This is a genomic window from Streptomyces sp. SudanB52_2052 (assembly GCF_964272415.1).
GTDB lineage: Bacteria > Actinomycetota > Actinomycetes > Streptomycetales > Streptomycetaceae > Streptomyces > Streptomyces olindensis.
In genome coordinates this window covers 2,773,666-2,788,299 of record NZ_OZ186796.1, presented here as the reverse complement: position 1 = coordinate 2,788,299, position 14,634 = coordinate 2,773,666, and the positions used below count along the sequence as shown (strand labels likewise).

Sequence of the window (14,634 nt, the reverse complement as noted above, 5' to 3'; positions counted from 1 at the left end):
CTTCGCCGCTGTGCCGTCAGCATTCGATGATGTTGACCGCCAGGCCCCCGCGGGCCGTCTCCTTGTACTTCACCGACATGTCCGCGCCGGTGTCCTTCATCGTCTTGATGACCTTGTCCAGGGACACCTTGTGGGAGCCGTCACCGCGCATCGCCATCCGCGCGGCGGTGACGGCCTTCACCGCGGCCATGCCGTTGCGCTCGATGCAGGGGATCTGGACGAGGCCGCCGACCGGGTCGCAGGTGAGGCCGAGGTTGTGTTCCATGCCGATCTCGGCGGCGTTCTCGACCTGCTCGGGGGAGCCGCCGAGGACCTCGGCCAGCGCGCCCGCCGCCATGGAGCAGGCGGAGCCGACCTCGCCCTGGCAGCCGACCTCGGCGCCGGAGATGGAGGCGTTCTCCTTGAACAGCATGCCGATCGCGCCCGCGGCGAGCAGGAAGCGCACCACCCCGTCCTCGTCGGCGCCGGGCACGAAGTTCATGTAGTAGTGCAGGACCGCCGGGATGATGCCGGCCGCGCCGTTGGTGGGGGCGGTGACGACCCGGCCGCCGGCCGCGTTCTCCTCGTTCACGGCCATCGCGTACAGCGTGATCCATTCCATGGCGAGGGCCTTCGGGTCGCCCTCGGAGCGCAGCTTGCGCGCGGTGTTGGCGGCCCGGCGGCGCACCTTCAGACCGCCCGGCAGGATGCCCTCGCGGGACATGCCGCGCGCCACGCACGCCTGCATGACCCGCCAGATCTCCAGCAGTCCCGCGCGGATCTCCTCCTCGGTGCGCCACGCCCGCTCGTTCTCCAGCATCAGCGCCGAGATGGACAGGCCCGTGTCCTCGGTCAGGCGCAGCAGCTCGTCGCCCGTGCGGAAGGGGTACTTGAGGATCGTGTCGTCGAGTTTGATGCGGTCGGCCCCCACCGCGTCCTCGTCCACGACGAAGCCGCCGCCGACCGAGTAGTACGTCTTGGTCAGCAGCTCCGCGCCCGAGGCGTCGTACGCCCACAGGGTCATGCCGTTCGCGTGGTACGGCAGGGCCTTGCGGCGGTGCAGGACCATGTCGTCGTCGAAGGAGAACGCGATCTCGTGCTCGCCGAGCAGCTTCAGCCGGCCCTCGGCCTTGATGGTCTCCACCCGCTCGTCCGCCGTCTCCACGTCCACCGTGCGCGGCGAGTCGCCCTCCAGGCCGAGCAGCACCGCCTTGGGCGTGCCGTGGCCGTGGCCGGTGGCGCCGAGGGAGCCGTACAGCTCCGCGCGGACCGAGGCGACGGATCCCAGGAGCTCCTCGTTGCGCAGCCGCCGGACGAACAGGCCGGCCGCACGCATGGGGCCGACCGTGTGGGAGCTGGACGGGCCGATGCCGATCGAGAACAGGTCGAAGACCGAGATGGCCACGGGGGAACTCCTGACTACGGGGTGGTGCAGAGGGGGTGGGTGCCGCGCCCGCTTGTGGCCGGCACGGCACCCGAAAGGTTTCTTCGCTACTTGTTCAGGCCCGGGTACAGCGGGTGCCTGTCGGCCAGGGCCTTCACCCGGGCCTTGAGGGCCTCCGCGTCGTACGACGGCTTCAGCGCCTCGGCGATGACGTCCGCGACCTCCGCGAAGTCCTCCGCCCGGAACCCGCGCGTGGCCAGGGCCGGGGTGCCGATCCGCAGACCGGACGTCACCATCGGCGGACGCGGGTCGTTCGGGATCGCGTTGCGGTTGACGGTGATGCCGATCTGGTGGAGCCGGTCCTCGGCCTGCTGACCGTCCAGTTCGGAGTCGCGCAGGTCCACCAGGACCAGGTGCACGTCCGTGCCGCCGGACAGGACGTCCACGCCCACGGCCCGGACGTCGTCCTTCACCAGACGCTCGGCCAGGATGCGGGCACCCTCCAGCGTACGGCGCTGGCGCTCCTTGAAGTCCTCCGAGGCGGCGACCTTGAAGGCGACCGCCTTGGCGGCGATCACGTGCTCCAGCGGGCCGCCCTGCTGACCGGGGAAGACGGCGGAGTTGATCTTCTTGGCCAGTTCGGCCGTGGAGAGGATCACACCGCCGCGCGGGCCACCGAGCGTCTTGTGGGTCGTGGTGGTGACCACGTGCGCGTGCGGCACCGGGTTCGGGTGCAGCCCCGCCGCGACGAGCCCGGCGAAGTGCGCCATGTCGACCATCAGGTACGCGCCGACCTCGTCCGCGATCCGGCGGAACTCCGCGAAGTCCAGCTGCCGCGGGTACGCCGACCAGCCGGCGACGATCAGCTTCGGCTTGGACTCCTTGGCGAGCCGCTCGACCTCGGCCATGTCGACCCGGCCGTCCTCGCCCACGTGGTAGGCGACGACGTCGTAGAGCTTGCCGGAGAAGTTGATCTTCATGCCGTGGGTCAGGTGCCCGCCGTGGGCGAGGTTCAGACCCATGATGGTGTCGCCCGGCTTGAGCAGCGCGAACATCGCGGCCGCGTTGGCCTGGGCGCCGGAGTGCGGCTGCACGTTGGCGTGCTCGGCGCCGAACAGCTCCTTGACGCGGTCGATCGCGATCTGCTCGACCACGTCCACGTGCTCGCAGCCGCCGTAGTAGCGGCGGCCCGGGTAGCCCTCGGCGTACTTGTTGGTGAGGACCGAGCCCTGCGCCTCCATGACCGCCACCGGGGCGAAGTTCTCCGAGGCGATCATCTCCAGCGTGGACTGCTGGCGGTGCAGCTCGGCGTCGACCGCGGCGGCCACGGCCGGGTCGAGCTCGTGCAGGGGGGTGTTCAGGACGGACATACGGCTACGACTCCTCAGCCGGCGGAGAACGCGGTGTACTCGTCGGCGGAGAGCAGGTCGCCCGGCTCGTCCGTGACCCGCACCTTGAACAGCCAGCCGCCCTCGAAGGGGGCCGAGTTCACCAGCGACGGGTCGTTCACGACGTCCTCGTTGACCTCGGTGACCTCACCGGAGACCGGCGAGTACAGGTCGGACACCGACTTGGTCGACTCCAGCTCGCCGCAGGTCTCGCCGGCGGACACGGAGTCACCGACCTCGGGAAGCTGGACGAACACGACATCGCCGAGCGCGTTGGCCGCGTGCTCCGTGATGCCGACCGTCGACACGCCGTCCTCGGCGGCCGACAGCCACTCGTGCTCCTTGCTGTAGCGCAGCTGCTGGGGGTTGCTCATGGCCTGGATTCTCCTGTACGCGCGGGAGTGCTGTGAAAAGGGGGACTGCTGGTGAGCTGGGACGACGGTCGCGGGAGCCGCTGCCGGCCCCCGGGGCCAGTGTCTACTTCTGCCGCTTGTAGAACGGCAGCGCCACGACCTCGTACGGCTCGTGACTGCCCCGGATGTCCACACCGACACCGGCCGTGCCCGGCGCGGAGTACATGGCGTCGACGTAGGCCATCGCGATGGGCTTGCCCAGCGTGGGGGAGGGGGCCCCGGAGGTGACCTCGCCGATCACCTTGCCCTCGGCGACGACGGCGTACCCGGCGCGGGGGACCCGGCGGCCTTCGGCGATCAGGCCGACCAGGACGCGCGGCGGCTCGTGGTTCGCGTTCTCCGCGGCCTCACGCAGGGCCGCGCGGCCCACGAAGTCGCCCTCCTTCTCGAACTTCACCACCCGGCCGAGACCGGCGTCGAAGGGCGTCAGGGAGGTGGTCAGCTCGTGCCCGTACAGCGGCATGCCGGCCTCCAGTCGCAGCGTGTCGCGGCAGGACAGCCCGCACGGGACCAGTCCGGCGCCCTCGCCCGCCTTGGTCAGGGCCTGCCACAGCTCGACGGCGTGCTCCGGCTTCACGAACAGCTCGAAGCCGTCCTCGCCGGTGTAGCCGGTGCGGGCGATCAGGGCCGGGACCCCGGCGACCGTGCCGGGCAGACCGGCGTAGTACTTCAGCCCGTCGAGGTCGGCGTCCGTGAGGGACGCCAGGATCCCGGGGGACTCCGGGCCCTGGACGGCGATCAGCGCGTAGGCGTCCCGGTCGTCGCGCACCTCGGCGTCGAAACCGGCGGCGCGCTCGGTCAGGGCGTCCAGGACGACCTGGGCGTTGGAGGCGTTGGCGACGACCATGTACTCCGTCTCGCCCAGCCGGTAGACGATCAGGTCGTCGAGGATGCCGCCGTCGGCCCGGCAGATCATGGTGTAGCGGGCCCGGCCCGGCTTCACGCCGCCGATGTTGCCGACCAGCGCGTAGTCGAGCAGGGCGGCGGCCTGCGGCCCGGTGACGGTGATCTCACCCATGTGGGAGAGGTCGAAGAGCCCGGCCTTCGTGCGCACGGCGGTGTGCTCGTCGCGCTCGGAGCCGTAGCGCAGGGGCATGTCCCAGCCGGCGAAGTCGGTCATCGTCGCACCGAGCGAACGATGCAGGGCATCGAGCGCGGTGTGACGGAGTTCTCCTGTACTGCTCATCGGTCGCTTCTCCCAGGCATGACGGCGAGGTCGTTCCTCCCCATCTGTCATCGGAACCTGAGAGGTTCGCCATGACCACACGGGACACGGCTTGCACCTTGGGTGGAGCCGCCGGTGGTGGGCGACCCGCTTTTCAGATGTGCCTCGCCCGCGCGGTAACGGGGCCTGAGAGATTCAAGGGAGGGACTTGCTCCTTCGGCGCCCCAGCGTCAGCGGTGCTGGGAACTCTCCCGCGCGGATTCAAACGGCCGGTATGCAGTTGGCGCGCACATCATTGCACGCATCCTTCCGGCGCGGCAGGGGGACCTTTCCCAGGGAGTGCACGAGTCCCGCGCGCCGGACACGGAGACCTGTAGCAGCCCTGTTGCAGGAAGAGTACGGAATTGAGAGGCCTGCGGCATTACCTTCTCTTTACACTCGGCGGGGATGGGACTCCGTACCTGGCCCCAGGGGAGGACGATCACGGTGAACAGGACCACGGCGTACGCCACGACCACGGGCATCGCGCCGCCCGAGCAGCCGGCCGCCGCACCGGCCCGGGCGGCCTGCGGCCCGGTGCCGGCGCCGGTCGTCCGCGATCTGCGCGAGCGCGCCGGCCGCAGCCCGCGCGCACTGCTGTTCGGCCCCCGTGACCTCGTCGTGGTCACGGGCCTGCCCGGCAGCGGCAAGTCCACGCTGATGCGGCGCACCGTGCCCGGCCTGCGCGTCGACTCCCAGGACACCCGCGACCGCTGGGACCGCCGCATGCCGCGCTTCCTCCCCTACGCGGTCTACCGCCCGCTCGTCCGCCTCGCCCACTACGCCGGGCTGCGCCGCGCCCTGCGCAGCGGCGAGGGGGTCGTGGTGCACGACTGCGGCACGCAGGCCTGGGTCCGCCGCTGGCTCGCCCGCGAGGCCCGCCGCCGGGGCGGCACCCTGCACCTGCTCGTCCTCGACGTCACGCCCGAACAAGCCCTGGCCGGTCAGCGCGACCGCGGCCGCGGCGTCTCGCGCTACGCGTTCCTGCGCCACCGCGCGGCGACCACCCGCCTGCTGCGCGCCGTGGAACAGGGCGAACTGCCCGCGGGCTGCGGCTCAGCGATCCTCGCCGACCGCGACGCGGCGAACACCTTGCACCGCATCGCCTTCACGGGCTGATCCCCGAACCGGCCACGCACAAGGATCCCAGGGCCGACCGCCGGGCGTGCCGGGTGTGGGGGCGCGGGCCGTCTGTTGGGCGTGCTGGGTGTGGGGCGTGGGCTGGCTGTTGGGTGTGCCGGGCCGGGGGCGCGGGCCGACCGCCGGGCATGCCGGGCGCGGGCCGTCTGCTGGGCATGCCGGGCGCGGGGGCGCGGGCCGTCTGCTGGGTGTGCTGGGTGTGGGGCGCGGGCTGGCTGTTGGGTGTGCCGGGCCGGGGGCGCGGGCCGACCGCCGGGCATGCCGGGCGCGGGCCGTCTGCTGGGCATGCCGGGCGCGGGGGCGCGGGCCGTCTGCTGGGTGTGCTGGGTGTGGGGCGCGGGCTGGCTGTTGGGTGTGCCGGGTGTGGGGCGCGGGCCGACCGCTGGGCGTGCCGGGCCTGGGGACGTGGGGCCACTGCTGTGTGCCGGGCGCGGGGGCGCGGGCCCACTGCTGGGCATGCCGGGCCCAGAGCCCTGGGGCGACCGTCCGGCAGGCCGCGCAGCACGGTTCACGGAAGCGCCCTCGGTGTCCGAGCATGGTGGTTCCCGGACCGGTCATCCGCGCCCGTCGGCCGCACTGCACCGCCCGGGTCGATCGCCCATGGCCCGTTCACCGGTCGGCGCGGACGGCCGCGCGTGGTGGTGCTGCGTGTTCCACCGGCCGGCCCCCGGCCTCCCGGCCCCAGCCCTGGCCTCGGCGTCCGCAACCGCGCCGGCCGACCCGATAGCCCGGGATCCGCACCGGATGTCGCATCCGGCCGCCGACGGCTCAGCCACCCGCCCATCCGCGCAGCCACCCGTCCAGTCGCTCACCCCTGCCCAGCGGCCCGCCACCCCCACTCCCGGAGCCGTGGACCCCGGGCCGGCCGTCGCCCGGGCGGGAGCCGCTAGCCTTTGGGCCACAGCAGTGGTTCCAGGCAGGCGGTAGGCAGATGGACTTCCCGGCGGACTTCTCCGCGGACTTCCCGGCGCAGACGCAGACCCACCCGCACGGCGGATGGCCCGGCAACGAGCTGGAGGAGGTGCTCTCCGCCTCCCTCGGCGCGGGGCCGTCCGCCGGTGGGCGGATCGTCGAGGTGCTCGGCCGGAGCTTCGTGTGGGTCCCGCTGCCCAACGGCGGCGGCCCGCACAGCGGCCCCCTCGACCTGCCCGGCATCGAGATCGACGGCCAGGCGTACGTCCCGGTGTTCAGCTCCGAGGAGCAGTTCCGCCAGGTCGCCGGCTCCCACATGCCGTACACCATCGCCCCCGCCGTGGAGTTCGCCCGCGGCCTGCCCCCGCACGCGGGGATAGCCGTCAACCCGGGCGGTGTCGTCGGCATCCCGCTCCCGCCGCCCGCCGTGGCCGAGCTGTGCCGGGCCGGCCGGACCCCTCTGGACGGCCCCGCGAGCGGCGGCCGGGTCCGTCTCTTCGAGCCCGACTGGCAGGACGACCCGGTGGACTTCCTCGCCGCCGCCTCCGCCGAGTTCGAGGCGACCGGCGTCGTCCTCACCGCCCGCCGCTGCCTCGCCGCCATCGAGACCGCCGACCCCGTGATGTTCGTCGGCGTCGAACTCTCCCAGTGGGAAGGCGACCTCCGCGCTCTCCCCCTGGAGGCGCTCACCCGCGCCGTCACCACGTCCCCGGCCCCCTGGCCCGTCAACCTCGTCCTCCTGGACGTGGCGGAGGACCCGGTGGGCGAGTGGATGAAGGACAGGGTCCGGCCCTTCTACCAGCGGTAGATCAGCCGGCCCAGGGGCGCGGGACTGTAACATCATGCGGCTCAGCCGCGTGAGCGCGACCGGCAGCAGACGGAGCCGCACGCGCCGGGCGAGGACAAGTCCCGAGTCGGCGCGCGGGCTTAAGCTAGGTCACGGTCGAGGCGTTGTACGAAGGGGCGGTAAAGGTGAGCGCGAGCGGCACGGCCGCGGCCGGACAGGTCGAGCACATGCTGCGCCAGGTCACGCCCGGGCGCTACGACGCCTACGAGGCTCTCCTGCGCGCGCTCGCCACCCCGCACACCGGCCAGATCTGGATGCTCCTGTGGCACGGCCAGGCCGGCTCCCCGGACGCCCAGTACGGGAACATGGAGGTCGACGGCTACGGCTACGCCCCCTGTGTCACCTCCGCACAGGAGCTGTCGGCCAGCGGCTGGAACCGCTCGTACGAGGTGGTCGACGGCGTCGACGTCGCCCGTGCCCTCTACCCCGACCACTACGGCCTCTGGCTCAACCCGCACGCCCCCGGCGGCGGCGTCGGCATCCCCTGGCTCGACCTGCGCCGGATCGCCACGGGCCTGGACCGCCAGCCCGCGGGACCGCTGCGGCTGTCCGAACCCGCCATCGAGGTCCCGCAGTTCTACGCCCTGCTCGCGCAGAACGCCCACCGCACCCCGGCCGTCCGCTCCCTGCGCCGCGCCTGGGTGCAGCCCGCGCTCGGGGCGCCGTACCTCGCCATCGGACTGGATGTGTACGACGCCTCGCCGCAGGCCGTGGATTCGGTGCGCGCGATGATGCAGCAGTCCCTCGGCGCCGTACCGGACGGGCTCCCCGTCTCCACCGTCGCGATGTCCGACGAGCACGACCCGGTCGCCATGTGGCTGCGCGCGAACGCCCGGCCCTTCTACGACCGCGAGGCCCACGCCACCGCCCCCGTCCAGGCCCCGGCCTCGGGCTACGGCTACCCGCCGGCGCAGGGCCGGTACTGACCTCTCCCGGCCTGTCCGGCACCCCCTCCCAAAAGCGACAGGCATTCAGCTCTCCGCGCGTAGATAAGGGTTGAATGGGCGTCTCTGTCCTAAAATGCCCCTGACACAGCGCGTCCGACCCGCGTTACCCGTTGTCCGGATAACGGAACCCCGCAGACAGCATCACGTTTACGCATCCTTTCCTCGTCAAGTCTGGCAACAGATCGCCAAAGCGTTGAAGACTCCCCGCAAGACACGGGCCGGGTCGGTCTCGTGTACGAGACAAACAAAACCGCTACAGCGGCAGCCAGGGGCTCGGCGATCGCCGGCCCGAGAGGGGTCAATCGCACCGTGACCGCACCCATCGAGACCACCGGGGCGGAAGCCGGAGCACAGCCCGAGGCCGTGCTCTCCGGGGTCAAGAAGAGCCAGATCGAGGGGCGTTCGCTCAGCCAGATCGCCTGGATGCGCTTCAAGCGGGACAAGGTGGCGATGGCGGGAGGCATCGTCGTCGTCCTGCTCGTGCTGATGGCGGTGTTCTCCAAACCGATCCAGTGGATCTTCAACCTCGATCCCAACAAGTTCAACCAGGACCTCATCGACCCGGCGCTGCTCGCCCCCAAGGGCGGCTGGGGCGGCATGAGTTGGGACCACCCGCTCGGCGTCGACCCGCAGTACGGCCGGGACATGCTCGCCCGCATCATCGACGGCTCCTGGGTCTCCCTCCTGGTCGCGGGCGGCGCCACGCTGCTGTCCGTGTGCATCGGCACCGTGCTGGGTGTCATCGCCGGCTACTACGGCGGCTGGATCGACAGCGTCATCAGCAGGCTGATGGACACCTTCCTCGCCTTCCCGCTGCTGCTCTTCGCCATCTCGATCTCGGCCTCGGTGCAGGACGGGTTCTTCGGTCTCGACGGCCTGCCCCTGCGCATCTGCGTGCTGATCTTCGTGATCGGCTTCTTCAGCTGGCCGTACATCGGCCGCATCGTGCGCGCCCAGACGATGACCCTGCGCAAGCGGGAGTTCATCGAGGCCGCCACGAGCCTCGGGGCACGCGGCCCGTACGTCCTGTTCCGGGAGCTCCTCCCGAACCTCGTCGCGCCGATCCTCGTCTACTCGACGCTGATCATCCCGACGAACATCCTGTTCGAGGCCGCGCTGAGCTTCCTCGGTGTCGGTATCGCTCCGCCGCAGGCCTCCTGGGGCGGCATGCTCAGCAACGCTGTGGATCTCTACACGGCTGATCCGCAGTACATGTTCGTGCCCGGACTGGCGATCTTCATCACCGTCCTGGCCTTCAACCTGCTGGGTGACGGGCTGCGTGACGCCCTCGACCCTCGCAGCAAGTGATCCATCGAATGAGGGGGCTTCCTCAGGTGAAGACGAGAAGGGTGACCGCCGGCGTTGCGTCGGTCCTGGCACTGTCGCTGGGAGCTGCCGCGTGCGGCGGCGGTGGAGACGACAACGACGGGGGAGGCAACGGCAAGAAGGACGCCGCGCTGAACTCGATCGTCAACGCGTCGGACAAGAAGGGAGGGACGGTCACGTACGAGCACTCGGACGTGCCGGACTCCCTCGACCCGGGCAACACGTACTACGGCTGGGTCCAGAACTTCTCCCGTCTCTACGGCCGGACGCTCACCACGTTCAAGCCGGCGGCGGGCAAGGAAGGCCTGGAGGTCGTGCCGGACCTCGCCGAGTCCCTCGGCAAGTCCAGCCCGGACGCCAAGACCTGGACGTACAAGCTGCGTGCGGGTGTGAAGTTCCAGGACGGCACCCCGGTGACGTCCAAGGACGTGAAGTACGCCATCGAGCGTTCCAACTTCGCGCCCGAGGCCCTGTCCAACGGCCCGACGTACTTCAAGGCGTACCTGGAGGGCGGCGACAAGTACCAGGGCCCGTACAAGGACAAGTCCCCCGAGGGCCTGAAGTCGATCGAGACGCCGGACGACCGGACGATCGTCTTCAAGCTGAAGCAGCCGTTCGCCGACTTCGACTACCTGGCGACGTTCTCGCAGACGGCGCCGGTGCCGAAGGCGAAGGACACCGGTGCGAAGTACGTGCAGAACATCGTGTCCTCCGGCCCGTACCAGTTCCAGTCCTACGAGGAGGGCCGCGGCGCCACCCTCGTGCGCAACAAGCAGTGGGACCCGAAGACGGACCCGATCCGCAAGGCCCTGCCGGACAAGATCTCGATCAAGTTCAAGGTCAACCCGGTCACGGTCGACAACAACCTGATCTCCGACAAGATCACGGCTGACGCGGCCGGCACCGGTGTGCAGCCGCAGACCCAGCCGAAGGTCCTGCGCGGCAAGCTCGCCAACCAGACGGACAGCTCCTACGCGGGCGCCACGCAGTACATCGCGCTCAACGTCAACGTGAAGCCGTTCGACAACGAGCACTGCCGCAAGGCCGTCCAGTGGGGTCTCGACAAGCAGTCCGTGCTGAACGCGGTGGGCGGCTCGCCGAAGGGCGACGTGGCGACCACGCTGCTGCCGCCGTCGGTCAACGGCTACACCAAGTTCGACACCTACGCGACCGACGGTCACAAGGGTGACGTGGCCAAGGCCAAGGCGGAGCTGAAGGCCTGCGGTCAGCCGAACGGCTTCAACACGATCCTCACCGCCCGCTCGGACCGGCCCGCCGAGGTCGCGGCCGCCACGGCCGTCCAGGAGTCGCTGAAGAAGATCGGCATCAACATCGAGATCAAGCAGTTCCCCTCCGGCAAGTACTTCTCCAACTTCGCCGGTGTCCCGTCCTACGTCCACCAGAACAAGCTCGGCATGCTCTCGATGGCGTGGGGCGCCGACTGGCCGACCGGCTACGGCTTCCTCGACCAGATCGTCAACGGCGCGGCCATCAAGCCCTCGGGCGGCAACAACCTGATGGAGCTGGACGACCCGAAGATCAACAAGGCCCTGACGGACGCGATCGCCAACACCGACGACGCGGCCCGCACCAAGTCCTGGGGCGAGATCGACAAGATGGTGCTCGACAACGCCTCGGTGGTCCCGCTGTTCTACCGCAAGAACCTGCTGCTCCGGCCGACGTCGGCGAACAACGTCACGGTCACGCAGGCCTACCTCGGCATGTACGACTACCTGCTGATGAGCTCCTCGAAGTAACCAGCAGGCCGGATCCTTTCGAAAGGCAGGTGAAGGCACCGGGTGGCCGCGGCGGACGATCCCGCCGCGGCCACCCGGGGCCGTACAGCTGTGGCTGCGTACATCCTCCGACGCGTCATGGGCGCGGTGCTGTTGCTGCTGGTGGTCAGCGCAGTCACCTTCGCCATCTTCTTCCTGGTGCCCCGCCTCGGGGGCCAGACGGCCGACCAGTTGGCCACCCAGTACGTCGGCAAGGACGCGAACCCCGAGTCCGTCGCCGCGATCAAGAAGAACCTGGGACTGGACCAGCCCGTCTACGAGCAGTACTGGAACTTCATCAAGGGCCTCGTGGCGGGCGCCGACTACCGGTTCGGACCCGACGCGACGCACTGCAGCGCACCCTGCTTCGGGTACTCCTTCAAGAGCCACATCGAGGTGTGGCCGCAGTTGGAGCAGCGGATCCCGGTCTCGTTCTCGCTGGCCGTCGGCGCGGCCGTGATCTGGGTCGTCTCCGGTGTGACGATCGGCGTGATCTCCGCCCTGCGCAAGGGCAAGCCGATCGACCGCGTCTCCATGTTCATCGCGCTGGCCGGCGTCTCGCTGCCGATCTTCTTCACCGGCCAGATCCTGCTCGCGCTCTTCGTCTACGAGATCCCCATCTGGGACAGCGTCGACTACGTCCCGTTCACCGAGAACCCCGCCGACTGGGCCTGGCATCTGCTGCTGCCCTGGGTCAGCCTCGCCTTCCTCTTCTCCGCGCTCTACGCCCGGCTCACCCGGGCGGGCATGCTGGAGACGATGGGCGAGGACTACATCAGAACGGCCAGGGCCAAGGGTCTGAAGGAGACCACGGTCGTGGCCAAGCACGGCCTGCGCTCCGCGCTCACCCCGATCGTCACCATCTTCGGCATGGACTTCGGCACCCTGGTCGGCACCGCGGTGCTCACCGAGACCGTGTTCTCCCTCCAGGGCATCGGCGCCTACTCGGTCCAGGCCATCAAGGACAACGACCTGCCCATCGTGATGGGCGTGACCCTGGTCGCCGCGTTCTTCATCGTCTTCTGCAATCTGATCGTCGACCTGGTGTACGCCGCCATCGACCCCCGGGTGAGGTACTCGTGAGCAAGCTCGACAAAGCCGCGCTCGGCGAACCGGACACCACCGCCCCGTCCGTCCCGGACGACGTGTTCCTGTCCGTCCGCGATCTGCGCATCCACTTCGACACCGACGACGGCCTGGTGAAGTCCGTCGACGGCGTCAGCTTCGACGTGCGCAAGGGCAAGACCCTGGGCATCGTGGGCGAGTCCGGCTCCGGCAAGTCCGTCACCTCGCTCGGTGTGATGGGCCTGCACCGCTCGGCGCGCGCCCATGTCTCCGGCGAGGTCTGGCTGGACGGCCAGGAGCTGATCGCGGCCGACCCCGACGAGGTGCGGCGGCTGCGCGGCCGGAAGATGGCCATGATCTTCCAGGACCCGCTGTCCGCGATGCACCCGTACTACACGGTCGGGCACCAGATCGTGGAGGCGTACCGCGTCCACCACGACGTGAACAAGAAGGTCGCCAAGCAGCGCGCGATCGAGATGCTCGACCGGGTCGGCATCCCCGAGCCCGCCAAGCGCGTGGACGGCTACCCGCACGAGTTCTCCGGCGGTATGCGCCAGCGCGCCATGATCGCCATGGCGCTGGTGAACAACCCCGAGCTGCTCATCGCGGACGAGCCGACCACCGCCCTGGACGTCACCGTGCAGGCGCAGATCCTCGACCTGATCCGGGATCTGCAGAAGGAGTTCGGCTCCGCGGTCATCATGATCACCCACGACCTGGGTGTGGTCGCCGAGATGGCCGACGACCTGCTGGTCATGTACGGCGGCCGGTGCGTGGAGCGCGGTCCCGCCGAGGACGTGTTCTCCGAGCCCCGGCACCCCTACACCTGGGGCCTGCTCGGCTCGATGCCGCGCCTGGACCGGGAGGAGACCGACCGGCTCATCCCGATCAAGGGCGCGCCGCCCTCCCTGATCAACCTCCCGTCCGGCTGCGCCTTCCATCCGCGCTGCCCGTACGCGGACATCCCGAAGGACAACGTCACCCGCACGGTCCGCCCCGAGCTGACCGAGGTCGGCGGCTCGCACTGGGCCGCCTGCCACATGACGCAGGAGCAGCGGGAGCGTATCTGGACCGAAGAGATTGCGCCGAAGCTGTGAGCGACGACAAAACGGTGAGCACACCGGACACGAGCGGCAGCACCCTCACCAAGGACACCTCCGCCGACGGCGAGGTCCTGCTGAAGGTGACCGGGCTGCAGAAGCACTTCCCGATCCGCAAGGGCCTGCTCCAGCGGCAGACCGGGGCGGTGCGCGCCGTCGACGGCATCGACTTCGAGGTCCGCAGGGGCGAGACGCTCGGCGTCGTCGGCGAGTCGGGCTGCGGCAAGTCCACCATGGGCCGGCTGATCACCCGGCTGCTCGAACCGACCGGCGGCTCGGTCGAGTTCGAGGGCAAGGACATCACGCACCTGAAGACCGGCGAGCTGCGCCCGATGCGCCGCGACGTGCAGATGATCTTCCAGGACCCCTACTCCTCGCTGAACCCCCGGCACACGATCGGCACGATCGTCGGCGCCCCCTTCCGGCTCCAGGGCGTCGAGCCCGAGGGCGGCGTGAAGAAGGAGGTCCAGCGGCTGCTGTCGGTGGTCGGCCTCAACCCCGAGCACTACAACCGCTATCCGCACGAGTTCTCCGGCGGCCAGCGCCAGCGCATCGGCATCGCCCGCGCGCTCGCGCTCAACCCCAAGCTCGTGGTGGCGGATGAGCCGGTCTCCGCGCTGGACGTGTCGATCCAGGCGCAGGTGGTGAACCTGCTGGACGACCTCCAGGAGGAGCTCGGCCTGACGTACGTGATCATCGCGCACGACCTGTCGGTCGTCCGGCACGTCTCGGACCGGATCGCGGTGATGTACCTCGGCAAGATCGTCGAGCTGGCCGACCGCGACAAGCTCTACAAGTCGCCGATGCACCCGTACTCCAAGGCGCTGCTGTCGGCCGTGCCGATCCCGGACCCGAAGCGCCGGGGCGTCAAGAGCGAGCGCATCCTGCTCAAGGGCGACGTGCCCTCGCCGATCGCGCCGCCGAGCGGCTGCCGCTTCCACACCCGGTGCTGGAAGGCGACGGAGATCTGCAGGACGACCGAGCCGCCGCTGGCGGAGCTGCGGGCCGGGCAGCGCGTGGCCTGCCACCACCCGGAGAACTTTGAAGACCAGCAGCCGCAGGACACCAAGCTGCTGTCCTCGGCCAAGGAGGTCGCCGCGGAGAACGGCGGCGCCACCCCCGTCGAGAAGTAGCCCCCTCCCGAGCCCCCCGCC

The 14,634-nt window shown here is 70.2% G+C and carries 12 protein-coding genes and 2 riboswitches; of the genes, 8 read left to right on the top strand and 4 right to left on the bottom strand.

The features are described 5' to 3' along the window. Positions 1–16: 16 nt before the first annotated feature. From ACSUPV_RS12060 to gcvT, 4 genes are all read right to left on the bottom strand, one after another. Positions 17–1,384, bottom strand: a complete 1,368-nt coding sequence (locus ACSUPV_RS12060; protein ID WP_037768588.1) for an L-serine ammonia-lyase — start codon at positions 1,382–1,384, stop codon at positions 17–19. A gap of 86 nt (positions 1,385–1,470) precedes the next feature. Further along, positions 1,471–2,733, bottom strand: a complete 1,263-nt coding sequence (gene glyA / locus ACSUPV_RS12055; RefSeq protein WP_037768591.1) for a serine hydroxymethyltransferase — start codon at positions 2,731–2,733, stop codon at positions 1,471–1,473. 14 nt (positions 2,734–2,747) lie between these two features. Further along, positions 2,748–3,125: a glycine cleavage system protein GcvH gene (gcvH, locus tag ACSUPV_RS12050; RefSeq protein WP_010041753.1), complete on the bottom strand. Its 378-nt coding sequence runs from the start codon at positions 3,123–3,125 to the stop codon at positions 2,748–2,750. 103 nt (positions 3,126–3,228) lie between these two features. Then, a complete protein-coding gene (gene gcvT / locus ACSUPV_RS12045) occupies positions 3,229–4,350 on the bottom strand; it encodes a glycine cleavage system aminomethyltransferase GcvT (RefSeq protein WP_031117570.1) in 1,122 nt (373 codons plus the stop codon). A gap of 34 nt (positions 4,351–4,384) precedes the next feature. After that, positions 4,385–4,493, bottom strand: a riboswitch (glycine riboswitch). After that, positions 4,494–4,593, bottom strand: a riboswitch (glycine riboswitch). Positions 4,594–4,815: 222 nt separating this feature from the next. Between gcvT and ACSUPV_RS12040 the strand changes: the two genes are divergently transcribed. The 8 genes from ACSUPV_RS12040 (at position 4,816) to ACSUPV_RS12005 (ending at position 14,613) form a co-directional block, all read left to right on the top strand. Beyond that, positions 4,816–5,487 carry an AAA family ATPase gene (locus ACSUPV_RS12040; protein ID WP_031117569.1) on the top strand — a complete coding sequence of 224 codons (672 nt, stop codon included), beginning with the start codon at positions 4,816–4,818 and terminating at the stop codon, positions 5,485–5,487. A 952-nt stretch (positions 5,488–6,439) separates the two neighbouring features. Continuing rightward, the gene (locus ACSUPV_RS12035) at positions 6,440–7,228 is read left to right on the top strand and encodes an enhanced serine sensitivity protein SseB (RefSeq protein WP_031117568.1); all 789 of its coding nucleotides are present in this window, start codon (positions 6,440–6,442) and stop codon (positions 7,226–7,228) included. Between the two features lie 164 nt (positions 7,229–7,392). Then, on the top strand, positions 7,393–8,193 hold the full coding sequence (locus tag ACSUPV_RS12030; protein WP_031117567.1) for an enhanced serine sensitivity protein SseB C-terminal domain-containing protein: 801 nt from the start codon (positions 7,393–7,395) through the stop codon (positions 8,191–8,193). Positions 8,194–8,523: 330 nt separating this feature from the next. Beyond that, complete coding sequence (locus ACSUPV_RS12025; protein ID WP_031117566.1) at positions 8,524–9,522, top strand: ABC transporter permease; 999 nt, start codon at positions 8,524–8,526, stop codon at positions 9,520–9,522. 8 nt (positions 9,523–9,530) lie between these two features. Next, positions 9,531–11,297 (top strand): ABC transporter substrate-binding protein, encoded by a 1,767-nt coding sequence (locus tag ACSUPV_RS12020; RefSeq protein WP_436947455.1) that lies wholly within the window; start codon positions 9,531–9,533, stop codon positions 11,295–11,297. A 90-nt stretch (positions 11,298–11,387) separates the two neighbouring features. Continuing rightward, the gene (locus ACSUPV_RS12015) at positions 11,388–12,398 is read left to right on the top strand and encodes an ABC transporter permease (protein ID WP_031117564.1); all 1,011 of its coding nucleotides are present in this window, start codon (positions 11,388–11,390) and stop codon (positions 12,396–12,398) included. Continuing rightward, a complete protein-coding gene (locus ACSUPV_RS12010; RefSeq protein ID WP_031117563.1) occupies positions 12,395–13,477 on the top strand; it encodes an ABC transporter ATP-binding protein in 1,083 nt (360 codons plus the stop codon). The genes ACSUPV_RS12015 and ACSUPV_RS12010 overlap by 4 nt, the downstream gene beginning before the upstream one ends. Then, the gene (locus tag ACSUPV_RS12005) at positions 13,474–14,613 is read left to right on the top strand and encodes an ABC transporter ATP-binding protein (protein ID WP_037768596.1); all 1,140 of its coding nucleotides are present in this window, start codon (positions 13,474–13,476) and stop codon (positions 14,611–14,613) included. The genes ACSUPV_RS12010 and ACSUPV_RS12005 overlap by 4 nt, the downstream gene beginning before the upstream one ends. Positions 14,614–14,634 lie beyond the last annotated feature (21 nt).